The 23,619-nt window shown below is 60.3% G+C and carries 17 protein-coding genes and 1 pseudogene; 10 read left to right on the plus strand and 8 right to left on the minus strand.

The features are described 5' to 3' along the window. Nucleotides 1-67: 67 nt before the first annotated feature. Nucleotides 68-3,488, minus strand: a pseudogene (locus AC13QO_RS26375) (DEAD/DEAH box helicase). 657 nt (nucleotides 3,489-4,145) lie between these two features. Here AC13QO_RS26375 and AC13QO_RS26380 point away from each other — a divergent pair. Next, complete coding sequence (locus tag AC13QO_RS26380; protein WP_085776469.1) at nucleotides 4,146-4,928, plus strand: helix-turn-helix transcriptional regulator; 783 nt, start codon at nucleotides 4,146-4,148, stop codon at nucleotides 4,926-4,928. A gap of 114 nt (nucleotides 4,929-5,042) precedes the next feature. On the opposite strand, the gene AC13QO_RS26385 is transcribed toward AC13QO_RS26380, so the two are convergent. Further along, nucleotides 5,043-5,366: a hypothetical protein gene (locus AC13QO_RS26385; protein WP_488542336.1), complete on the minus strand. Its 324-nt coding sequence runs from the start codon at nucleotides 5,364-5,366 to the stop codon at nucleotides 5,043-5,045. Between the two features lie 382 nt (nucleotides 5,367-5,748). On the opposite strand from AC13QO_RS26385, the gene AC13QO_RS26390 reads away from it, so the two are divergent. From AC13QO_RS26390 to AC13QO_RS26410, 5 genes are read left to right on the plus strand one after another with little or no spacing between them, the layout of a single operon-like run. Further along, the gene (locus tag AC13QO_RS26390; RefSeq protein WP_488542337.1) at nucleotides 5,749-6,771 is read left to right on the plus strand and encodes a UDP-glucuronic acid decarboxylase family protein; all 1,023 of its coding nucleotides are present in this window, start codon (nucleotides 5,749-5,751) and stop codon (nucleotides 6,769-6,771) included. Between the two features lies 1 nt (nucleotide 6,772). Further along, nucleotides 6,773-7,756 carry a UDP-glucose 4-epimerase GalE gene (gene galE, locus AC13QO_RS26395; protein WP_488542338.1) on the plus strand — a complete coding sequence of 328 codons (984 nt, stop codon included), beginning with the start codon at nucleotides 6,773-6,775 and terminating at the stop codon, nucleotides 7,754-7,756. Then, nucleotides 7,753-9,615 (plus strand): glycosyltransferase family 2 protein, encoded by a 1,863-nt coding sequence (locus tag AC13QO_RS26400; protein WP_488542339.1) that lies wholly within the window; start codon nucleotides 7,753-7,755, stop codon nucleotides 9,613-9,615. Before galE ends, AC13QO_RS26400 begins: the two co-directional genes overlap by 4 nt. Nucleotides 9,616-9,647: 32 nt before the next feature. After that, nucleotides 9,648-10,169, plus strand: coding sequence for a DUF995 domain-containing protein (locus AC13QO_RS26405; RefSeq protein ID WP_488542340.1), 522 nt, complete (start codon nucleotides 9,648-9,650; stop codon nucleotides 10,167-10,169). Between the two features lie 3 nt (nucleotides 10,170-10,172). Continuing rightward, the gene (locus tag AC13QO_RS26410) at nucleotides 10,173-11,144 is read left to right on the plus strand and encodes a glycoside hydrolase family 26 protein (RefSeq protein WP_488542341.1); all 972 of its coding nucleotides are present in this window, start codon (nucleotides 10,173-10,175) and stop codon (nucleotides 11,142-11,144) included. 147 nt (nucleotides 11,145-11,291) lie between these two features. Here the strand turns inward: AC13QO_RS26410 and AC13QO_RS26415 are convergent, their stop codons facing one another. Continuing rightward, nucleotides 11,292-12,578, minus strand: a complete 1,287-nt coding sequence (locus AC13QO_RS26415; RefSeq protein ID WP_488542342.1) for an ABC transporter substrate-binding protein — start codon at nucleotides 12,576-12,578, stop codon at nucleotides 11,292-11,294. Between the two features lie 146 nt (nucleotides 12,579-12,724). On the opposite strand from AC13QO_RS26415, the gene AC13QO_RS26420 reads away from it, so the two are divergent. The 3 genes from AC13QO_RS26420 to AC13QO_RS26430 are packed head-to-tail and all read left to right on the plus strand — an operon-like array spanning nucleotide 12,725 to nucleotide 16,626. Further along, nucleotides 12,725-13,753 carry a LacI family DNA-binding transcriptional regulator gene (locus AC13QO_RS26420; protein ID WP_488542343.1) on the plus strand — a complete coding sequence of 343 codons (1,029 nt, stop codon included), beginning with the start codon at nucleotides 12,725-12,727 and terminating at the stop codon, nucleotides 13,751-13,753. Between the two features lie 9 nt (nucleotides 13,754-13,762). Then, nucleotides 13,763-15,619, plus strand: a complete 1,857-nt coding sequence (locus tag AC13QO_RS26425) for a DUF2264 domain-containing protein (RefSeq protein WP_488542344.1) — start codon at nucleotides 13,763-13,765, stop codon at nucleotides 15,617-15,619. Beyond that, complete coding sequence (locus AC13QO_RS26430) at nucleotides 15,616-16,626, plus strand: hydroxyacid dehydrogenase (RefSeq protein WP_488542345.1); 1,011 nt, start codon at nucleotides 15,616-15,618, stop codon at nucleotides 16,624-16,626. The genes AC13QO_RS26425 and AC13QO_RS26430 overlap by 4 nt, the downstream gene beginning before the upstream one ends. Nucleotides 16,627-16,652: 26 nt before the next feature. Here the strand turns inward: AC13QO_RS26430 and AC13QO_RS26435 are convergent, their stop codons facing one another. The 5 genes from AC13QO_RS26435 to AC13QO_RS26455 all read right to left on the minus strand — a co-directional run bounded on the left by AC13QO_RS26435 (nucleotide 16,653) and on the right by AC13QO_RS26455 (nucleotide 22,064). Next, a complete protein-coding gene (locus AC13QO_RS26435; RefSeq protein WP_285192107.1) occupies nucleotides 16,653-17,930 on the minus strand; it encodes a Gfo/Idh/MocA family protein in 1,278 nt (425 codons plus the stop codon). Nucleotides 17,931-18,079: 149 nt separating this feature from the next. Continuing rightward, nucleotides 18,080-18,910, minus strand: coding sequence for a sugar phosphate isomerase/epimerase family protein (locus AC13QO_RS26440; protein WP_488542346.1), 831 nt, complete (start codon nucleotides 18,908-18,910; stop codon nucleotides 18,080-18,082). 30 nt (nucleotides 18,911-18,940) lie between these two features. Then, nucleotides 18,941-20,104 carry a dihydrodipicolinate synthase family protein gene (locus AC13QO_RS26445; RefSeq protein ID WP_488542347.1) on the minus strand — a complete coding sequence of 388 codons (1,164 nt, stop codon included), beginning with the start codon at nucleotides 20,102-20,104 and terminating at the stop codon, nucleotides 18,941-18,943. A gap of 3 nt (nucleotides 20,105-20,107) precedes the next feature. After that, nucleotides 20,108-21,256: a Gfo/Idh/MocA family protein gene (locus tag AC13QO_RS26450; RefSeq protein ID WP_221113858.1), complete on the minus strand. Its 1,149-nt coding sequence runs from the start codon at nucleotides 21,254-21,256 to the stop codon at nucleotides 20,108-20,110. A 130-nt stretch (nucleotides 21,257-21,386) separates the two neighbouring features. Then, nucleotides 21,387-22,064 (minus strand): TetR/AcrR family transcriptional regulator, encoded by a 678-nt coding sequence (locus tag AC13QO_RS26455; protein ID WP_097600476.1) that lies wholly within the window; start codon nucleotides 22,062-22,064, stop codon nucleotides 21,387-21,389. A gap of 262 nt (nucleotides 22,065-22,326) precedes the next feature. On the opposite strand from AC13QO_RS26455, the gene AC13QO_RS26460 reads away from it, so the two are divergent. Next, on the plus strand, nucleotides 22,327-23,613 hold the full coding sequence (locus AC13QO_RS26460; RefSeq protein ID WP_488542348.1) for an ABC transporter substrate-binding protein: 1,287 nt from the start codon (nucleotides 22,327-22,329) through the stop codon (nucleotides 23,611-23,613). Nucleotides 23,614-23,619: the final 6 nt, after the last annotated feature.

Here is a 23,619-nt window from a genome sequence, read left to right on the forward strand (position 1 = left end):
AACCTTCCATAAACACAACACGCAAAAAGCCCGCCTCATGGCGGGGTTTTGCGTTTCTGGGGGAACGTCACAACATGCGTTCAGCGAACGGCGCCGGAGTCCGATCCCCCATGTTCAGCTCGTTTCGGGTCAGGAATTCCGCGGGCCGGATCGTCTGCAACGCATTTGCCGCCTCTCTGAAATAGGGAAGCGTTTGCCAGAGCGTGCGGTCGCCGACGATGTAGAAACGGCGCTTGGCGCGCGTCAGCGCCACGTTCAACAGGTTTGGCTTGGATGCGGCCCAGCCGGCCGCTCCGCGATGTTCGGCATCGGCGCCGAGAACCATGAAAACGATATCTTCTTCCTTGCCCTGGAAGGTGTGAACCGTGCCTACCCGTTCCTGAAGCCATTTCTGTAGTTTCGCTGGAGATCCGCGCGCATATCCGTCTTGGTCGATCCAGACCGCATGAGAAAGAGCCCGTCTCAAACCGGTCTTGATCTCCTTGAACGGCGAGATGATGTAGATGTCCGGCAATGCACCGCCCCGGTGATAAGTCGCGGCGATGAGGTCGACGATGAAGTCTATCTGCTCGGCAACGACCTGTTTGCCCGAGACCTTGCCCTTTACGTCGATCCAGGCGCTGTCGCCATAAAAGGGCGATGCGTCGCCGGCCGGCCGGCGCTCTTCCAGCCCGAAGATCATCTTGTTCCGATAGGCGATCTGATTGGCAAGGCTGAACATCGGATCGATGCAGCGTCGATGCACTCTGAGCGGGCTGCCGATCCAGAGCCCATCTGCCTCCTCGCCCTGAAGCGTCGTTCCGTAGCGATTGGCGGCATCGGCCAGCATCTGCACAGACGCCCTGTTCGGCGAATATTGGCCTGCTGCCGTGTGGGGTGAAAGAGCCGAAGCGCCTGAAATCAGCGCGCTGGGGAGCGTGAAAACCGGTTCGATCTGCAAGGGATCGCCGATCACCATGACGCGACGTGCCCGCATCAACGCACCGACCGCCGCCTGCGGCACCGCCTGGCCGGCTTCATCGATGAAGACCCAGCCGATCGAGCCGGGCCCAAGCCCGCGGAACTGCTTGGCAAAAGACGCGAATGTCGTGGAGACGATCGGAACGATCATGAAAAGGCTCTGCCAGATCGATGCAATGTGCTTGTCATCGACGGGATTGTTGTTGGAAAGCACTTCGGTGACCGCAACGATATTTCCGCCAAAACCTCCGCCCTTCCTGCCGACATCGGCCAACCAAGCTTCATGCAGCGTCAACGCTGCTTCCAGCAATGCCGAACGCAGAGCCGCCAGTTCGTCCTGATGCCAGAGACCGTCGATCTGCACCTGATCCTCATCGAGATCGGTGAGACGCTCCGGTGCGGCGGGATGATCGAGAATTTCCCCCAGCCGCTCGAGTTCCTCTTTTTTCGCAGACCAGATTTTCTGTCGTGACCGCAGTGCCCGTTCGGCCCGGTCATGCTCTCGCAAAGCCCGTTCCAATGTGGGTTTATCGGTTTTCGCAAGCTGATCTTCGCATTCGGCCAGCGCCTTGCGCAGTTCCAGCTGCTTCCGCGCATTGGTGATGACATCCTGGCGATGCTGCCGGGCCGGGTTGGTCGAGAGCACTCTCCTCCATCGCGCAGGGGCGCTGCGGTCGAGCAGCTGTTCCTCCTCCTTCAGATAAGACAAACCGTCGGCGATGCGGCGCATTTCGGTCGCCAGCATGTCGCATCGATTCTGCGCATGCAAAACTTCGTCGGCGGCGACAGCCACCCTCTCGAGCGCTTCGCGGCAGAATGCATCCTGCGAAACGGGCGCTATCTCATCACGCAGATCGGCATAGCGCGCATATTGGCTGATCTTTTCGCGAACCATCTCGTCGGCGGCATGAAAAGCCGATGCCGCTTCGGCGAAGCTTGGCCCCTCATAGCTCTTCAACCATTCCCAGATGGTCTGCGGCTTTGCTGCGCCCGACCAGCTGGGCTTCGGTCTTTCGGCGATCTCCATGAAGGCGAAACGTTCTTTGAAGGCCCGGCGGTTCCTGGAATTGCCGAGCGCGCAGGCGATCAACCCCCATGGGCGGTCGCCGTCAGGGAGCTTGACGACCGCTCCGTTGTCTTTCTGGCAGGCGATCTTGTGTGCAACCGTCTGCAAATATTGAAAGGAAGACGTGCTCGCGATCGAGCTCCGCTTGGGAAGGTCGCGCGAAATATTCTCCACGGCGGCATTGTTAGAGGAGGCGACGACCATTTCGAATCCGGCAAGGGCTGGGATCAGCGCCGATATGGAGGCGGTGCTCCGATCCGTAAAACCGACACGGCGTGGCGAGCCGTCAAGGGCGTCGCGCGCCGTCGTCAGGGAGGAGAGCACCCGGGCGCGCCGGACGATGTTGTCCGCGAACATGTCACGCAGCAGCGTGGTCTTTCCGGTGCCCGGCGGGCCGTTGACCGAGAATAATCCCGTTTCCGACAGGCCGCCGATCGCCGCATTGATCGCGAACTGTTGCATGAGGCTCATTGCGAGATGAGGCTCGCTCAGCCAGCGTCCACGGTTGAGATTGCCGGGATGCAGCGCCCGAATGATCGCCCGGCGTCCTTCTTCCGAATAAAGGTCGACCCGATTTTCATCTGCCGGCGGGTTGAGGTACCGCCGGAGCGGCTCCGGGACATTGCCCTGCTTGACGCGGATCATCGCCCGTTCGATATCCTCGATAAAGAAGCTGTTCAGAATGCCAATGTCTTCATCAAGGCTGGCACTTTCGTCTTCCTCATCGGCGTTGGGTGCATGATCCTCCTGTTGAGGCGGCAACGAGATGAGCTCGGGTCTTTCCGACCTGTCGCGGTACCGTATTTCAACGGCGGCGATGGGCTTTTCCTGGCGTGAGGCAAAACCTGCCCAATCGCAGAGCAATTCATGCAGCGCCACGATTTCGGCCGGCGTCGATCGGCTGATCGGTGGCAGCCTCGAAGGATGAAGACCCCAGCTGTCGCTGCGCCTGAAAGTTTTGAAGCAATTCCAACAACTGCCGCTTGCCGTTGGCAAATGCCTCATGGCTGAGCGAGGAGAGACCGGTTTTCCGTACCCGTCCGAGGGCCCACGGAAGCGTCGAGACGGAAAATGTTTCGAACATCGGCTGCCCGAGCGGAGTAAGCTGCAGGCTGGCAAAGCAGGTATCGCCATCGAGATCGCTGCGTTCGGCATCCTCACACTCGGCGAGGTCGACCGCAGCGTTGTCGAAGTGCCTGCGGACGTCGGAGATCTCGGATTTGCTGAAAACGCCGAGGAATAAGGTAAAGCCGGTGATCTGCTTCCCCTCGGGTATGACAGGACGGCTGAGTGCAGCGCTGTCCTGCAAGAGCGTCTCTGCATGCAGCCAGAAAATGGTCCGTCCTTCGCCGGAGACGAGGCGACTGGAGAGATCATAAGGTATGAAAAACTCGATCTTATGCCAGAAACCGAGAATGGCCAGAAGCCGTTCCCGTTCTGCCCTGTCCGCATCGATCTGCATGACGTCTCGCTGAGGAGTGCAAAATAGGCTCACACCTCTTTAGCAGCGATTGCAGCTCAAAATCAAAGAGCATGGTATGATGCGCCTGGTCGGGTGCATTTCAACAGCCGCGCAGGTGCGCCAGTGCAGACGCCGCGCCTTCTTCATCTTGCTGGTGCCCGCTGTTCCAGCGCACGAGGGTCTCTGGACGATATCAGCCTCTGCGATGCGCTGCCTCGGCGACCGACCGGACACGTTCGAGCGCAGCGCTGGCCTTGCAGAGATCACGGCCCGGCATAAGCAGCCGGGAATGCGAGGCTTTTGCCAGGAGTGACCGGGTTGAGTGACAACTTGCCAGTCTCGTAATCATCAGGGGCGGGCGAAAAAATATTACAATTTGTACTGAAATATTACATTTACTGAATTATCTATAGTGGGAGCAAATATAACCTCGGAGTATAAGGGTGAGCAAAAATACAACCGATACGTAGTATCTTGTTGTTTCTCGCTCCCTAAAACTAATCACTTTGGGCCATTTCCTTCCTTCTCAATCCGTATTAACATAATTAAGAAATGTCTAAAGAAAAAGGCGATGACACAATAAGACCGGCATTTCATACTATCTTATACCTGCCATCGCTTCATGTTGAGTAAAGTGTACCGCTAGGGGAGGCGTATATGTTCATGACCGGTTCAGGAATGGAGAATGCGGACCAGACGAGAAAGTCTAGCCCATCCGGAGATACTATCCTTGTAGTAGCCAAGGCTGATCTGTTTTCAGAATGCATGGTGGAGGCGCTGGCAAAGAAATTTCCAAATTGCGATGTGCCAAGCATAACGAACGCAACTCCGATGCTGGCAAAGGATAGCAGCGATATAAAGCTGGTTTTATTTTACCATATACCTACGCCCGAGTTGCAAGAAGCGCTGCAGGCGGTCAGGGAAAATCATCCGGAAACCTCGATCGGACTTGTCGTCGAAGCCATCGACATGATGGAGCCCTATGTCAGCCGTTTGGTCGAGGCACGGATCATCGACGGCGTCCTGCCGCTTAATCTTCGGCTTGATGTCTTCATGGCCGCGGTGGATCTGCTGATGAAGGGCGGGGAGCATTTTCCCTCGGCGCTTCTCAACCGCCTCACCAATAAGGGGACCCAACTGGAGCCCTCACTTTATCAGACCAAGTCGGTTGATGCCGCCCGCAACAATGCGCTCAAGCTGAGACGCGACAGCATCTCCGCCTTGACGACCCGGGAGGTTCAGATCCTGGATCTCATCTGCAAGGGGACGCAGAACAAGATTATTGCCGACAAGCTGCATCTTTCCGAAAACACGGTGAAGGTTCACGTCCGCAACATCTATAAGAAGATGAACGTGCGAAACCGTACGGAAGCAGCGTCTCGCTTCTTCAACGACCATCCGGTCGGCGATGACGACATGTCCAGCCGGTGGCGCAACTGATCGATAGCGCCGCGCTTTTTCAGGCGCGCAAAGAACGCTATCACACTTTAAGTTGCGCTTGAGTCTATTCTTAAATCGATTCCGATTTAATGAATATGCAGCGGCGCTTTTGCTTCAGGTCGAGCGACGGGCAAAGCAGCGCGACTTCTGTCCGAAGCCGCTTGGAGAGCAGATATAGGGCGCGGACCCGTGATAGGCGACGATGCGGGCTCGTGCCGCAACAGGCCGAGCCGTTCGATTTTCCGGGTAGGTGTAAGCCTTCGTAGCGGGTCGCGTCTCGACGACGACAACATTCTTTTTCGCGATAGCGGCCATGTCGTCGTCAACGACCACACAAGCCGTCGCTCCGATCGCAAGAAGCGTCACTCCCCCCGCAAGCATCGCAAAATGAAATGGACGCCAGCCTTTCGGCTGGGATGTGGCGTGATTTTTGAACATGCCAAATCCCTCTCATAGGACACTTCCGGATGCAAGACCGGTGGCGCAGCCCTGCGAAGCCGACCTCTCCTTCTTCTATCCCATCTTTATTGAGCAAAGTTTGAGCAACGGCGTGTTTCCCGTTCTACGTGAAAAAATAAGTAAAATGATTAATCATTTGTTACTCTGAAGAACAACTGCGTAATTATTTGGGATATTTATGTCTTTTGAAGTTGACCTTGATAACAATCGCCTTATCATTTCAATAGTAAATGAGTTAACTGAAGAATAACCTCGAACTTATTCATGTATTGGTACGCATTGCATGAATATACATCCGAGTAGGGTAAGATGTAAGCCGCGTAAATAATACAAAAGACTAAAGCGTGGGGAGGAGTTTGTAATGCGTAGTTTCGTTCCCGGCGAAGGCTATTCGGAAGTAAAGAACATGGCGGTGCTCAAGAATCTGGGCACCGCTCTTGTAAATGGCGGAGCCGGCTTTCTTGGCTCGCACCTCTGCGAAAGGCTTCTGCTAAGCGGCCACAGCGTCATATGCCTCGACAACTTTTCCACCGGCCGCCGTGCAAATGTCGAGCATCTCGCATCGAACCCCCGCTTTCGCATCATCGAGCACGATGTGCGTCAGCCCTTCGATATCGAAGCGTCGCTGATCTTCAACTTCGCCTCTCCTGCCTCTCCGCCCGACTATCAACGGGATCCGGTGGGCACCTTGCTTACCAGCGTACTCGGCGCCGTCAACACCTTGGATTGTGCGCGCAAGACCGGCGCGATCGTCGTTCAGTCGTCGACGTCGGAAGTCTATGGCGACCCGACCCAGAGCCCGCAACGCGAATCCTATTGCGGCAATGTCAACTCCATCGGGCCGCGAGCCTGCTACGATGAGGGAAAACGCAGTGCCGAAACCCTGTTTTTCGACTACCACAGGACCTACGGCGTCGACATAAAGGTCGGCCGCATCTTCAACACCTACGGGCCCCGCATGCGCGCCGATGACGGGCGGGTGGTCTCTAACTTCATCGTGCAGGCCCTGCGCAACGCCGACCTGACCATCTACGGCGACGGCCAGCAGACTCGCTCTTTCTGCTATGTCGATGATCTCATCGAAGGTTTTTTGCGCTTCTCGGCAGCAGGCAGCGCATGCCACGGTCCGATCAATCTCGGCAACCCAGGCGAGTTCACCGTTCGACGCCTGGCGGAAATCGTCCGGGACCTCACAAATTCGCGTTCCCGCATCGTTCACCTTCCGGCTGTCGTCGACGATCCACGCCAGCGGCGGCCGGATATCTCACGGGCGATGACGGAACTGGCATGGCAGCCTCATATCGAGCTCGAAGCCGGCCTGGCGCGCACCGTCGAATATTTCGACGGCCTGCTTGCCGGGACGGAGCAGGCGGAGGCCGTATGAGATGCCCCGCTATATTCTCGTCACCGGCGGCGCCGGTTTCATAGGCAGTCATATCTGCAAAACGCTGTCGCGCGCCGGGATGATCCCGGTTACCTACGACAACCTCTCGACCGGACATGCCGACAGCGTCCGCTGGGGCCCGCTCGTCCGCGGGGAACTCGGCGACGCCGCTGCGCTGCGCCGGACGATGGCCGAATTTTCGCCCGATTGCGTCATCCATTGCAGCGCCAATGCCTATGTCGGCGAATCCGTCGACATGCCGCGGAAATATTACCGCAACAATGTCGTCGGCAGTCTCACGCTGCTCGAGGCCTGTCTCGACCAGGAAATCGACAAGATCGTTTTTTCCAGCAGTTGCGCCACCTATGGCGTTCCCGCCTCGTTGCCGATACGGGAGGAAAGTCTGCAGCAGCCGGTCAATCCTTATGGCCGCACCAAGCTGATCTTCGAGATGGCGCTCGAGGATTTTGCCGCTGCCTATGGCATCCGCTTCGCTGCCTTGCGCTATTTCAACGCGGCCGGCGCCGATCCGGAGGGTGAGCTTGCCGAGCGTCACGAGCCCGAGACACATCTTATCCCCCGCGCCCTTCTTGCTGCCGCCGGCAGACTGGACCGGCTCGATGTCTTCGGAACCGATTATGCGACCGAGGACGGAACCTGCGTTCGCGACTATATCCATGTCAGCGATCTCGCCCAGGCACATTTGGCCGCCGTCAACCACCTGATCGCAGACGGCGCCTCGCTCAGCGTCAATCTTGGTTCAGGCCGTGGCACGTCAGTGCGCGAGATCATTGACGCGGTCTATCGCGCCAGCGGCCGCGAAGTCCCCGTCCGTTATCGCGCCCGCCGCCCCGGCGATCCGCCAATCCTCTTTGCCAACACGGCAAGGGCGAAGGCGGAGCTCGGCTTCACGCCCACACTCTCGGATATCGATACGATCATCCGCACTGCCGGCCCGACCTTCGGGCTGGAGGTGACCGCATGAGCCTGATTTCGGACTTCGGTTACCGGGTCAAGACGGCGAAAGCTGCTGCGGACCCATTCAACCCCGTGTTCACAGGGTGGAATCGTGTCGCCTATGGTTTCGGTATCCTCTGCTGGCTGGCGGCGCTCGGCTATTTCTGGAGCTGGTGGTGTCAGTCCGCCCACATCATTTCCTGGTCAGCCTTCGTGCTCGTCACCGTCGTGCTTGCCTGGATCACGCTTGTCCCCGCCTATTTCATCCTGATCTTCCTCGATGCGAGAACGATCGGTTCGCGCGCCCGGCTGCCGGAAGGACGCGTGGCGATGGTCGTCACCAAGGCGCCGTCCGAACCTTTTGCCGTCGTCCGAGCCACGCTTCAGGCGATGCTCGATCAGACTGGTGTCGAGTTCGACGTCTGGCTAGCCGACGAGGATCCGTCCGCGGAAACCAGACGCTGGTGCGCCGAGCACGGCGTGCTGATCTCGACGAGGAAGGGCGTGGCGGAGTATCACCGCACGACCTGGCCGCGCCGGACGCGGTGCAAGGAAGGCAATCTTGCTTATTTCTACGACCATTTCGGCTATGCGCGTTACGATTTCGTCGCCCAGTTCGATGCTGATCATGTGCCGACACCGACATATCTCCGTGAAGTCCTGCGCCCTTTCGCCGATCCTGCCGTTGGCTATGTTTCCGCACCCAGCATCTGTGATGCGAATGCCGCGGCGAGTTGGGTCGCGCGCGGCAGGCTCTACGCAGAGGCAAGTCTGCACGGCTCGCTGCAGACCGGTTACAACAATGGTTGGGCGCCCCTTTGCATCGGCTCCCACTATGCGGTCCGCACATCAGCCCTTCGCCAGATCGGGGGCCTTGGCCCCGAGCTTGCCGAAGATCATTCGACGACGCTGATGATGAACGCCGGCGGCTGGCGCGGCGTCCACGCGATCGATGCGATCGCTCATGGCGACGGCCCGGCGAATTTCGTCGATCTCGCCGTGCAGGAATTCCAGTGGTCGCGCAGCCTCGTCACCATCCTGCTGCAATATTCCCGCCGCTACGTCATCAATCTGCCCAGGCGGCAGAAATTCCAGTTCGTCTTTTCGCAGCTGTGGTATCCACTCTTTTCCGCCATCATGGCAGTGATGTTCCTGCTGCCGGTTGCCGCCTTGCTGACGGGCCAGGTCTTCGTCAACGTGACCTATCCGGATTTTCTGCTGCATTTCGCGCCGATGTCGATCGTGCTGATGCTCTTTGCTTTCTTCTGGCGGGCCACGGGATCCTTCCGGCCGCACGATGCTAAACTGTTTGGCTGGGAAGGGCTCGCCTTCGTCTTTCTGCGCTGGCCATGGTCGCTGGCCGGCAGCCTGGCGGCCATTCGCGACCATTTCTCCGGTTCTTTCGTCGACTTTCGCATCACCCCGAAGGGAAGGCAGCAGCAGCAGTCTTTGCCGCTGCGCGTCGTTGCGCCCTATATTGCTCTCGCGGGCCTTTGTGCCGCGGCCATGGCGCTCGCCGACGAGGCCGCTGCCGCTCAGGGCTTTTATCTTTTCGCTGCGATGAACCTCGCGCTCTATCTGTCGCTAACCGTGCTGATCGTCGTTCGTCATGCGATCGAGAACGGCCTGCCGCTGCTGCCGCAATCGCGCGGCCTCTGGCTTGCGACGGCTACGGGTTTGGCGATCTGTGTCACCGGCGGCATACAGGCCGGCAGCCATGGGCTGCGCAGTCTCGAGGCGCTTTCCCATGGCCAGACGCTCATCAGTTTCAGCCAATCGCAATTTGCCGTGGCCGGTGCTGGCCTCGGCGGCAAAACCCGGATCGTGAAGTTCCGCATCAGATGGAATGGATTCGGAAGCACGGGACGGAACGAACAAGGTGTGTGAGCCGACGGCACCGGCCGATGAGAGGAGATGTAATGCGTATCGGGTCGAGACTGTATAGAGTAGTCGTTGCTCTCAGCCTATGTTTGCCGTTGGCAGCGCAGGGTGCCGAGGCCGCCAAGACCGAGGCGCCGACGCCGCTCAGCGCCTATGAGCTTTACCGGATCTACGGTGACAGGACCTGGACCTGGGACACAGGCGGAGGCCGGTTCTTCGATGATGGCCGGCGGTTCGTCGCCTGGGTGAATGATAAGGGAAAGCAGTCCTTCGCCGAAGGCAGGTGGGTGGTCGACGATTTCGGTCAGCTCTGCATGCGCGCGACCTGGACGAACGCCGAGGGAGCAGCGCGCGCCAGCACCTGTTTCGGTCATCGCAAGATCGGCAACACGATCTACCAGCGCCGCCAGCCGGACGGCAATTGGTACATCTTCCGCCATTCTTCTGTGCGCCAGGATGACGAATTCCGCAAACTCGTCTCCGCAGATACCGTCAGCGCCAAGGCGTATGAACTGAAGCAGTTTCTGCTGAATCAGGAAATAGCCCGAAAAGGAGGGTGAGCCATGAAGAAGCTGACGAAAAATCACCTCTCGACCGCCGCGATCGCGCTGCTGCTGTTGTGCGTCGCGGAGTTGCCGGGCCGAAGCGAGGCGCAATATGCGGGCATTGCGCCGAACCCGGCGGCGAGCGCGCGGACGATCATCGACAAACGCCCGGTCGTTCACGCCGACGGCATCAAGTTCGGTGCCTACGACCCACATGGGGATTTCGGCGCCCAGGCCAATGTCTCGACCGAAGCCCTGTTCCTGCCTTGGGAAGACGTTGACCTGGAGACGCTGCGCGTTGCGGATGCCTATGCGTTGGCCAGGGGCCGCAACCTGCTGATAACGGTGGAGCCCTGGTCCTGGGACGTTGAACGGCGGCTGACTTCTGGCGAGCTTCGCGCAAAGGTTCTGCGCGGCGACTACGATGTCAACATGCGGGCGATCGCGCAGATGATATCCCAGCTGAAAAGCCCCGTGATCATCCGCTGGGGACAGGAAATGGAAGACAAATCCGGGCGGTTTTCGTGGGCCGGCTGGAACCCGCAAGACTTCATCGCCGCCTACAGACGCATGATGGACATCGTTCGCGACGAGGCGCCCGGCACCGAGACAATGTGGTCGCCGAAGGGTGTGCCCGGCCTGCAGGACTATTATCCCGGCGAAGATTATGTCGATCTCATCGGGCTCTCGGTTTTCGGGCTGGAGCGCTACGACGAGCTTGCCTACAACAAGCACCGGACCTTCTCAGAAGCGCTGAAGCAGGGCTATGATCTCGTCGCCGCCTATGGAAAGCCCATCTGGGTCGCAGAGCTCGGCTACGAAGGCGGCGACGCCTATATGAGGCCGTGGATCGAAACCGCGACGTTGAAACAGAGCGCCTTCCCGAACCTTCAGGAAGTGGTCTATTTCAATGATCAGGAGGTGCATGCCTGGCCGTTCAATCTCGGCCGGCCTGACTGGCGCGTGGTGAAAAGCCTGGCCGCCAACTAAGCGCCATGTCGCGCATGCCGCGGTTTGCGAGGGCGAGGTTGGAAGAAGCAAGCTGAAGCACGCAATTAAAGTCCACACGCGCTTCAGCCGGGCGTCAGAGAAGCCCGCCGGCGTCTGCGGGCCTCTCCTTTCATATCGGGCAAGCGATCATCCCTTAAGCGTTGCCTTACCCTCTTCGACGAGCCGGGTCGCTGCGTCGGCGGGCGAAGTCCGCTCGAAGGCGAGTTCGTCGCAGATCGGGCGCAGCACGCGTTGGTCGAATTGGGTCGCACCCATCGGCACCGGCGGCGGATATTCACCGACCTGATCCTTGAGCATGTTGACGTATTTGACCGTTTCCTGCTCTGTCGGGTTCAGCTGCGGCAGAATGGCTTCACGCACGGCTGGCGACATCGGCACGCCGCGCTCAACGCCGAGAATCTTGCCGGCTTCGATGTCGTTGACGAAGAAGTCGATGAATTTCGCGGCCGCTTCGCCATGCTTTGTGGTCGCGCCGATACTCCAGATCAGCGCCGGGCGATAATAATGTCCGGAAGGGCCGCCCTTCTTTTCGCGCGGCAGCATGGTGATGCCGAGTTTGTTCTTGATGATCAGCTGATAGCCGATCAGCTGGTTGGAATAGGCCATGCCGATCACCGATTTGCCGAGACCGAGGCAATTGGTGTCAATGGTGTTCTGATCGAGCGTCTGGACGTCGGCGGCAACGGTGCCCCCCGCCTTGCGCAGCTTCTCCCAATAGTCGAACCACTCCCTGGCATCATCGGCCGCGAAGCCGAGCCCGACGCTTTCCTTGGCAAAGACGCTTTTGCCGCGCTGGCGCAGCCACGCGTCGAACACATAGTTGTAACGCGCCCCATAGGGGCCACCGCCCTTGCCCGAGGACTTGGCGAGTTCCACGGCAAGCTTGGCATATTCATCCCAGGTAAGATCTGTCGTCGGCAGCGGAATGCCCGCCTTTTCGAATTCGACCGTGTCGAAGAACATCGAAAACGAGTTGAGGCCGAGGCCGACGCCATAGAGTTTGCCGTCGACGGTGGTCAGTTTCAGCATGTCGGGGCCGAAGCTGTCGACCTTGAGCGTCGAGGGGACGAATTCGTCGAGCGGCAGGCAGGCGCCGCGCTTGGAATAATCGGAGATTGTTCCCGGCTCGAGCTGCAAAACGTCCGGAATGGCCCGGCCGGCCATCTGCGTGGCGAGCTTCGTCCAGTAGCCTTCGCCGGAAAGCGATTCGCCGACGATCGTAACGCCGGGTGTCTTCGACTGATAGAGCTTGGCGACATCGAGCGTGCGTTTGGCACGGTCGTTGGATCCCCACCACATGGCGCGCAGCTGCGCCTCCTCGGCAAAGGCCGGGATAGCGCTTCCCGCGCCAAAGGCAAAGCCGGCGGCGGCGCCGGCCGAACTCACTAGGAATGAACGGCGATTGAGATGCATCATATTCCTCCTTGTTCCCAATATGTCCTCTGCCATCCTCCAACGGCGTGCCGGGACACTCGCCGGATAGAGTACGCAAAAATATTTCTATTGCAAGAATTAATCAATATCTTGCAAATTTGCATTGTTTGCATAATGTTTGCTGTATGAACGAGCATAAAACCAAGCGGCCGCGCCAGGCCGACATAGCCACTCTGGCCGGCGTCTCCGTCTCCACGGTGTCGCGCGTGCTTGCCAATGAGCCGGGCATCAGCGAAAGCGTCCGCCGTCATATCTTGAAGGTTGCGGCTGACCACGGTTATCCCGTCAGGCCTACCGCCGAGGCCGTTGCCGGCGGGCTGGCGCTGATCGCCAGCGACGGCATCACGGGCGGGCTCAGCGTCTTCTACGAAGCGATCGTCGACGGCTTGCGCACTGGAGCCGCCGAGGCGGGAATGCCATTTGAAATTCGCCTAGCCCGCGAGGATCGTATCACGCCGGATGCCGTACGTGATTATATGCGGGCTGCGGAGGCCGAGGGCCTCTTTCTCGTCGGCATCGATCCCAACGAAGCCTTGCGCGACTGGCTGCAGGCCAGCACAACACCGACCGTGCTTGTCAACGGCACTGATCCCAGGATGCAGTTCGACGGTGTTTCTCCGGCTAACTTCTTTGGTGCCTTCGAAGCCACCAGTCGGCTGACAAGCGCTGGCCACCGCCGCATCCTGCATCTGAGCGGTTCTCACCGCCATACGATTCGGGAACGCATTCGCGGCTTCGAGGCGGCGGTCGCCGCCGTCCCCGGCGCCGAAGGGCGATTCATTTCGCTCGCGCTCCAGGGCAGCGCAAGCCGCGAGGCTCATGAAAGCACGGCGGCGGTCCTTGCCGAGAATGCCGGCTTCACAGCGGCTTTCTGCATGAATGATTTCATTGCCGTTGGCGTTCTCGAAGCTGTCACTGAGGCCGGCCTGCGGGTGCCGGAGGATTTCGCGATCATCGGCTTTGATGATCTGCCCTGCGCATTGATGACCAATCCGCGGCTTTCCACCATGCGCGTCGATCGTGCCGCTCTCGGGCGGGAAGCCGTATCCCTGATGCTGTCCCGATTCCGCAACAGGACAGCGGCTGCGCGCCAGATCTGCCAGGCGGTCGTTCCCGTTCCGGGGGGGACCGTTGCCAATGCCGAGAACCAGTAAGAGGTGTCGATGACTTACGATCCCGCCAGCGCCAATCCGCTTGCCGGCAATCCGCTTGAAACCCGCGCCGATATGAGCCGCGCGCTGCTCGCTCTCTTCGATCCGCTGCTTCCCTGTTTTTCCAAGGGCAATGCCCGCGTCAGGCTCAGTGGCGCCGCCGCCCATTTCGACCGGGCGGCCGCCGATCTCGAGGGCTTTGCCCGGCCGCTCTGGGGCTTGGCGCCTTTTGGCGCCGGCGGCGGCGACTTCGCCCATTGGCATCGTTTTGCCGAAGGTCTGGCAAACGGCACCGACCCTGCCCATCCCGAATATTGGGGAACGGTCAATGGCCGGGATCAGCGGATGGTCGAGCTTGCTGCCCTCGGCTTTGCCCTGGCGCTGGTGCCGGAAGAGATCTGGGAGCCGCTCGATGCGCGCGCCCGCAGCAATGTCGTCGCCTATCTCAAACATGCCAGGCAGTTCGACTATGCTGATAACAACTGGAAATTTTTCCGCATCTTCGTCGATATCGCCCTCGATCGTCTCGGCACCGAATTCGACCGCAGCCTGACGCGACAATATCTGCACGAACTCGAAGGCTTCTATATCGGCGACGGCTGGTATCGCGACGGCAACGTGCGCCGCATCGACCATTACATCCCCTTCGCCATGCATTTTTATGGCCTGATCTATTCGAAGCTCGTCGATGACGATTACGCCAAGCGCTACCGCGAGCGCGCCGTCCTTTTCGCCCGAGATTTCCGCCACTGGTTTGCGGCCGACGGGGCGACGATTCCGTTCGGCCGCAGCCTGACTTATCGTTTTGCCTGCGCCGGCTTCTGGTCAGCGCTCGCCTTTGCCGATGTCGAGGCTTTGCCCTGGGGTGAGGTCAAGCATCTCTGCCTGCAGCATCTGCGCTGGTGGAGGGACAAGCCGATTGCCGACCGCGACGGCGTGCTGTCGATCGGTTTCGGCTATCCAAACCTCTTGATGTCGGAGAGCTATAATTCGGCCGGCTCGCCCTATTGGGCCTTGAAGGCTTTTCTGCCGCTTGCGATCTCGGAGGACCACCCCTTCTGGACCGCTGAAGAAAAGGCGCCGGAGCAGACGTCGGCAGTCGTTCCCCAGCGCCATCCCGGCATGGTGATCATGCGGGCGGGCAGCGATGTCGTCGCATTGTCTTCCGGCCAGGAAAACCTGCAGATGCGTTTCGGCACGGAAAAATACGCGAAATTCGCCTATTCCACCCGCTATGGCTTCAGCGTCGAATCCGATGAGCGCGGCTTTGCCCTCGCCGCCTTCGATTCGATGCTGGCTTTCAGCGAAGACGGCCTGCACTACCGCGTGCGAGAGACGAATGAAGAGGCAAAACTCGCGGGCGACGTGCTTTATGCGAAATGGTCACCTTCCCCCGATGTCAGCGTCGAGAGCTGGCTCGCGCCCGCGGCCCCCTGGCATATCCGCCTCCACCGGATCAGGGCGGCCCGGCCGCTGAGGGTCGCCGAAGGCGGCTTCGCCATCGCCCGCCGGGATTTCGAGCTGGACACGCTGTCGGCTTCGGATGGCGCTGCCTATGCGATCGGCGAAGCCGATTTCACCGGCATTCTCGACTTGGGATCGTCGATCAAACGCGCCGGACTCGCGCAGAAGGCCCAGCCCAATACCAATGTAATCGTCGCCAAGACCATCGTGCCGCAACTGCGCGGTCAGATCCCGGCAGGTGAGACCATCCTGGTCACGGCGGTGCTGGCGCTCGAAGATCCCGCTGCCGTTTCCTCGGCCTGGGCGCGGCCGCCGAAAGCGCCTGATATTACGGCGCTGGAGGCGCTGGTGCGGGAAAAGGGCGTAACCGTCAGCGCCATCGAAGCGCCGGGTCAGATGCCATGAGCCGCCCGGCCATCGTCCTTGCCATGGAACCGTCGCGCACGGAACATGTCCTGCCCGACGAGATCCTGCGCCGGCTCGACACGCTCGGCCGTCTGCTCGATCTCGAGCCGCTGCAGCGGCTGGACGACGCGCGGGCAAGACGCCTGCTTCCAGAAGCGGAGATCCTGATCACCGGCTGGGGAGCGCCCTATATCGGCACTGAAATTCTCGCCGCTGCGCCGCGGCTTCGTCTCGTCGTCCATGCGGCGGGCACGGTGAAGGGCATCATCGACGAGGCCATCTTCGAAGCCGGTATAGCGGTGAGCCACGCGGCCGAGGCCAATGCGGTGCCCGTTGCCGAATTCACGCTCGCCGCGATCCTCTTTGCCGGCAAACGCGCCTTCCGTTTCCGCGACCTTTACGTCGGCGACCGTAACCGTGATCGGACCTATCCGATGCAGCGGGAGGCAATCGGCAATTATGGCCGCACCCTCGGCATTATAGGCGCCTCGCGGATCGGCCGGCGGGTGATCGAACTCCTGAGACCCTTCGACTACAGGGTGCTGCTGTTCGATCCAATGCTCGGAGCGGCCGAAGCAGCCGGACTGGGAGCGGAAAAGGTCGACCTCGACGAGTTGATGCGGCGCGCGGATATCGTTTCCCTGCACGCGCCATCACTGCCGTCGACGCGGCATATGATCGATGCGCGAAGACTGTCGCTGATGAAGGATGGGGCAACGCTCATCAACACCGCGCGCGGCATTCTCATCGATGAAGCCGCCCTGCTGTCGGAGCTGAAAACCGGCCGCATCGACGCGGTCATCGACGTCACCGATCCGGAAATTCCGGAGGCGGGTTCGATCTTCTACGATCTTCCGAATGTTTTCCTGACACCGCATATTGCCGGCGCCATCGGCCTGGAACGGGCGCGTCTCGGCGCGATGGCGGCGGACGAGGTCGAGCGTTTTACAACAGGCCGGCCGTTGCTCTACCAGATCCGCCGGCACGATCTCGAAAACATCGCCTGACGCGCGCCATCACGCTGGCCATGCGGTCAGCGCGGTGTTCTCAACGAATTAGGCGAACCGTCATTGGCGAGCTCGGGCATCAGTTCGGCGATATCGACCACCTTGCCGGTGCGCGAGCTCGTCAGCGCGGCAATGCCGCAGAGCACGGACATGGCGCCCGCCCGTGTGCCGGCGCGCTGGCTGAGCCGATCTTCCATGTCAGGCTTGAAGATCATGTTGCGCATCCGGTCGTCGCCGCCGTAATGGCCGCCTGTGAAATGCGGCACGACGATGCGCTCCACCGCCTCCTTCCCATTCGGGAAATTGCGAATGAGAAGGATCGTGTCTTCCTTCGGCACTTCCCAAGGCTGAGCCTCATGCTGGCGAAGCTCGATGCGTCCCTTGGTACCGTTGAAGGCGAGGTGATGGCCCTCGATCGGCTGGAAGGTATTCAGCGAATAGGAGACATGGACGTTGTTGCGGTAGCGGATGGACACGACCATCGTGTCGGGGATGTCAATATCCTCGCGGAAGACGCAGCCGTCCCGGAAATAGCCGTCGATCTTCGAAGGATCCTCGTAAAGCTGATCGAGGAACGGATCCTTTTCGAGATCGAGATAGTAGTCGCATTCCTGCGCATGCGGACAGAGCTTGCAGCGTGGCCCGCGAAAAGGACCCTTGCGACCGTAGTTCTGCAGATCGGCGAAAGAGGTGACTGCCTCGGGATCGCTGTCGAGATACCAGTTCAGCAGATCGAAATGATGGGTGGCCTTGTGAACGAACAGGCTGCCGGAATTTTCCGTATAGGCATGCCAGCGGCGGAAGTAGTCGGCGCCGTGCTTGGTGTTGAGATACCAGTGAAAATCGACCGAGGTCACCCGGCCGATCTCGCAGGCATTCAGAAGCTCCTTGATCTTCGCAGCTGTCGGCGCATAGCGATAGTTGAAGGAGACGTCGACCCGCCGGCCGGTGCGCTTCTCGGCGTCGAGAATCCGGCGAATTTTCTCGATCGAGGTGGTCATCGGCTTCTCGGTGATGACGTCGATGCCGGATTCCAGCGCCCGAACGATGATATCGTCATGTGTATGGTCGGGCGTGCAGACGATGGCGAGATCCGGCCTCTGCTCGGCAAGCATGGAATCGATGTTGTCATAAAGCGGCGCATTGCTGCCGATCATGGTGCGGGCGCGCTCGCCGCGAAGCGCGTTCTTTTCGACGATGGCTGTGAGATCGACATGCTCGCGCCAGCCGGCAAGCAGGTCCTTGCCCCACATGGTGGTGCCGCGGTTACCGGTGCCGATCAGGGCAAAACGGCGTTTCTCCATCGAATGACTCCTCTTTCATACGTGATGAAACAATGGGATTTCAGAGCAATTCCAGTAAAAGTGTGCAGCGGTTTTTGCGTCCGGGATTGCGTAAAAACGAAGAGATAGAGCATTTTCGTGTTTCGAAGAAAAACGGAAATGCTCAAGAATCAGATCTGGCAGCAGCTCCGGAAGCGCTCGACGCAAGTGGCGATCACCTCGTCGGCCGGACGCTTCCACCAGTCTTCGGCCGAAAAGATCTCCACTTCCTGCTCGCCGAAGAAACCGGCGGCTTCGATCATCCGTCTTATGCCCTTCAGGTCGATGACGCCATCGCCCATCATGCCGCGGTCGAGTAGCATGTCCTTCGTCGGCGCCAACCAGTCGCAGATGTGATGGGCGAAGATGCGTTTCATGCGTCCGGCGCGGGCAATCTGGTTGGCAAGATCGGGATCCCACCAGACATGGTAGACGTCGATCGCAACGCCGACATCCTCGCCGAGCGGCTCGCACATGTCGAGCGCCTGGCCGAGCGTGTTCACGCAGGCCCGGTCGGCGGCATACATCGGGTGCAGCGGCTCGATCGCAAGTTTCACGCCGACAGCCTGCGCATGCGGCAGCACGGCGGCAATGCCGTCGAACACCATTTGACGAGCCGTGACGATATCCTTCGAAGCACCCGGCAGGCCGCCGACGACGAGCACGAGGCAATCGGCGGAAAAGGCCGCCGCCTCGTCGATGGCCCGTCTGTTGTCATCGAGGTTCTTCTGCCAGTCGGCCTCGGTTGCCGCCGGAAAGAAGCCGCCGCGGCAAAGGCCGGTCAGTTTGATGCCGTTCGACTTGACGATCCGCACTGCTTCGTCGAGACCCGCCTTGGCGACCTGGTCGCGCCAGGGTGCAATCGATGTGATGCCGTGCTTCAGGCAGATATCGACGGCTTCGGCAAAGCCGCATTGCTCGCGGATCGTCGCCAGATTGATCGAAAGTCCTTCGACCTGCATGTCATTTCTCTCCCATTGCCGCACCGGCACTCAGTGAACGCCGTGGACGGCAAGCACCTGTTTCATGCGATCAGTCGCGAGTTCCGGATCGGCAAGAACACGGGCCTTGTCGGCCAGGCGGAAAAGTTCAGCCAAATGCGTCAGCGACCGCGTGCTCTGCTGGCCGCCAACCATGGTAAAATGATCCTGCAACCCGTTGAGATAGGCGAGGAAGACGACACCGGTCTTGTAGAAGCGGGTCGGCGCCTTGAAGATGTGGCGCGATAGCGGCACGGTCGGCTCCAGCAGATCGAAGAACTCGTGGTTGCTCTTGCGGCCGAGCGCGTCGAGAGCGGCCGAAGCCGCCGGCGCAATCGCGTCGAAGACGCCGAGCAGCGCGTCCGAATGGCCCTCTTCGTCGCCGGCGATCAGTTCGGCATAATTGAAGTCGTCGCCGGTATACATGCGCACCGCTTTCGGCAATTGCCGGCGCATGGTCACTTCCTTCTCCTTGGAAAGCAGCGAGATCTTGATGCCGTCGACCTTGGCGGCATTGGCTTCGATCACCTGCAGACACGTTTCCATTGCCTTCAGGTGATCGCCGTTGCCCCAGTATCCCTCGAGCGCCGGGTCGAACATTTCTCCCAGCCAATGGATGATGACGGGTTCCTTGACCTGGCGAAGGATGCGGTCATAGACCCTGACGTAATCGTCCGGCCCCTTTGCCGCGACGGCAAGCGCCCGGCTTGCCATCAGGATGATGCGTCCGCCGGCCGCTTCCACCGTTTCGATCTGCTCTTCATAGGCCTTGATGATCGTGTCGATGGTCACGTCGGGACCAGGCGACAGATGATCGGTGCCGGCGCCGCAGGCGATCAATGCGTCCTTACGGCCGGCCGCTTCGGCAAGTGCCCGGCGGATGAGGTCGCGCGCCTCCGGCCAGCCGAGGCCCATGCCGCGTTGCGCCGTATCCATCGCTTCGGCAACGCCGAGGCCGAGATCCCAGAGCCGGTGGCGGAAGGCCAGCGTCCGCTCCCAGTCGATCGCCGGCGTCAGCCAGGGATCGTTGTCGGCAAGCGGATCGGCGACCACGTGAGCGGCCGCAAGGGCGATGCGCGGGAAGCTCTTGGCGTCGCGTCTCTTCAGCTCGATCGGTGTGCCGGTCAGCGTATAGGGAACGATCTTGCCGTCGAGGGGGAGATTGATCGTCGTCACGGCTCAAAACTCCAGCGCGGGAACGTCGAGCCAGCGGCGCTCGGCCCAGGATTTCAGGCCGAGCTCGGCAAGCTGCACGCCCTTGGCGCCGGCTTCCAGCCCATAGGGCCACGGCGCATCTTCGACGACATGGCGGATGAACATTTCCCACTGCGCCTTGAAGCCGTTGTCGAAGGCCTGCGTATCGGGAACCTCGTCCCAGGTCTTGTAGAAGTCGATTGTCTGCGGCTGATCGGGGTTCCACACCGGCTTCGGCGTGTTGACGCGATGCTGGCTCCAGCATTTCGTCAGGCCGGCGACGGCAGAACCATGGGTGCCGTCGACCTGGAAGGTGACGAGATCGTCGCGGCGCACGCGCACCGCCCAGGAAGAGTTGATCTGCGCGATCGCTCCGCCCTCCAGTTCGAAAGTCGCATAGGCGGCATCGTCCGTGTCGCAATCATAGGGCCTGCCCTGCTCGTCGATGCGCCGGGGAATATGGGTGGCGCCGAGGCAGGAGACAGCCTTTACTTCGCCGAACAGGTTGTCGAGCACGTAGCGCCAGTGGCAGAGCATATCGAGGATGATGCCGCCGCCGTCGCCCTTGCGGTAGTTCCAGGAGGGGCGCTGGGCGGGTACGCCCCAATCGCCTTCGAAAACCCAGTAGCCGAATTCGCCGCGCACCGAAAGGATCTTGCCGAAAAAGCCGGAATCCTTCAGCAGCGCCAGCTTGCGCAGGCCCGGCAGGAAAAGCTTGTCCTGCACGACGCCATGCTTGAGGCCGGAGCGCCGTGCCTTGCGGGCGAGATCGATCGCCACCTGCAGATCGTCGGAAATCGGCTTTTCGCAATAGACGTGCTTGCCGGCGTCGAGAGCCTTGGACAGAAGCTCGGCGCGCATCAGCGTCGTGCCGGCATCGAAGAAGATCGTGTCGTCGGAATTGGCGAGCGCAGCATCGAGATCGGTCGACCAGCGTTTGATGTTATGCTTCTTCGCCAGCTCTTCCATCTTGGCGCCGTTGCGGCCGACGATGATCGGGTCGATCTCGAGTCTCTCGCCCGATTTCAGCGTGATGCCGCCCTGGTCGCGGAAGGCCAGGATTGAGCGCACCAAGTGCTGGTTGTAACCCATGCGGCCGGTGACGCCGTGCAAGATGATCCCCAAGCGTGCCATGTTTTCCTCCCTGCAATCTTTTGCGGTGGGAGCGGGCATCCTGGCCCGGCCCTCCCAAGCCGGTAACTAAACGGTTACTTGATGGCAGAAGAGCGGCGAGCCTGTCAATAGTCAAATCCTGCTTTCGGTATCAGCGCCGGATCGAGGCAAGGGTGACATGGACGATATGCCTCTCCCAGGCACTGAGATTGGCTGGCTCGATCAGGTCGCGGCCGAAGATCGTCGAAAGCGTGTACTGGTTGGAAAGGTAGAAATAACCCAGCGAGGCAATCGTCAGATAGACGTGCAGGGGATCGGCGGTCTCGATGAAGACGCCTTGTTTCTTTCCCTTCTCGAGCACTTGGGAAAGCTCGCCGATCAGATGCGAATGCAGCTCCTTGAGCCGGACGGATTGGCGCAGCCACCGGGCGCGGTGCAGGTTTTCGGTGCCGAGCAGGCTCAGGAATTCCGGGTGCTGGAGGAAATAACGCCAAGTGAAGAGCGCGAGTTCGCCGATGCCTTCTTCGGGGCTGCGGTCGCCGATATGCAGCGCGCGCTCGGCCGTGCGGATGCCGACATAGGCCTCTTCGAGCACCTTGAGATAGAGCTGCTCCTTGTCGCCGAAATAATGGTAGAGCATGCGTTTGTTGGTGCCGGCGCGTTCGGCGATGGCGTCGACGCGGGCTCCGCCCATGCCGTTTTCGGCAAATTCCCGGGTTGCCGCTTCAAGGATCGCGGCGCGCGTCCGCTCCGGATCGCGTTGCGCCGTCCGCTCCGTGGACGGTCGCCGCGTCTGCTTCTTGTCCCTGTTTCCCCCGCTGTCGTTCATCGCTCCACCCCTGTCTTCACGTGTTGTGCTCATAAGCCTTCGGTTCGAAATTGTAAAAACCGAATTTGGAAGGGCGGCCCGCTGGAGCGGAATGCTGAAAGCATGATGTCGCCGTGACCTCTAGCGCTTTCGGCATCATGCTCTGACCGACACCGCTTGACAGGCTTGCCGCTTTGCTCGTAGCTTGTAACCAATTAGTTATTTGCGCAAGCAAAACTAAATTGGAAGCGTGTGGAGGCGCTTCCCTTTGGAGGAGGAAAACATGACTCTACGTGTTAGCAGACGTAATTTCGTTGCAGGAAGCGCAGCGCTTCTGTCGCTCTCGGCGCTCGGAACCAGCGCCTTGGCACAGGAAACGCGCTTGCGTCTCCTATGGTGGGGCTCGCAGCCTCGCGCCGACCGCACCAACAGGGTGTCGCAGCTCTATCAATCGAAGAATCCGGGCACCTCGATTACCGGCGAATTCCTTGGCTGGGGCGATTACTGGCCGCGTCTGGCGACCCAGGTTGCCGGCCGCAATGCGCCCGACGTCATTCAGATGGACTATCGCTACATCGTTCAATACGCCCGGCGCGGCGCGCTCGCGCCGCTCGAATCCTACATGCCGGCCAAGCTCAATCTCGACGATTTCGACAAGGCGCAGATCGAAGGCGGCAGCGTCGACGGCCATCTCTATGGAGTCAGCCTGGGCGCCAATTCGGCTGCAACGGTGCTGAACACAACGGCCTTCAAAGAGGCCGGCGTCGATCTGCCGACGCAGGCGACCACCTGGGATGAATTCGCCCGCATGGGTGCGGAAATTACGAAGGCGGGCAAACGCAAGGGCATGTTCGGCCTCGCCGACGGCAGCGGCGGTGAACCGCTGTTCGAAAACTGGCTGCGCCAGCGCGGCAAGGCGCTCTATACCGCCGACGGCAAGATCGCCTTCGACGTGGACGACGCATCGGAATGGTACGACATGTGGGCCAAGTTCCGTGCGGCCGGCGCCTGCGTACCTGCCGATATCCAGGCTCTCGACAAGAACGATATCGAAACCAACACGGTGTCGCTCGGCAAGGCTGCCGCCGGTTTTGCCCATTCCAACCAGTTCGTCGCCTATCAGGCCATGAACAAGGACAAGCTGGCGCTCACCAACTACATGCGCATCAAGCCGGATTCGAAGGGCGGCCATTATCGCAAGCCTTCGATGTTCTTCTCGGTCTCGGCGCAGTCGAAGTCGATCGATCAGGCGGTTGATTACATCAACTTCTTCGTCAAGAACCCCGAGGCTGTGCTGCTACTGGATGTCGAGCGCGGCATTCCGGAATCGGCCGCCATGCGCGAGGTCGTCGCGGCGAAGCTCGATGACAACGGCAAGGTTGCCTTGGCCTATGTCAGCGGCCTTGGCGATCTCGCCGGCAAATTGCCGCCGCCGCCCCCGGCCGGTGCCGGCGAAGGCGAGTTGATGCTGCGCAACATTGCCGAACAGGTCGGTTTCGGACAGCTCTCTCCCTCCGACGGCGGCAAGCAGCTCGTCACTGAAATTACGCAGATTCTCGCACGAGGCTGATCCCGT

It is taken from the genome of Rhizobium sp. CNPSo 3670 (assembly GCF_057784555.1).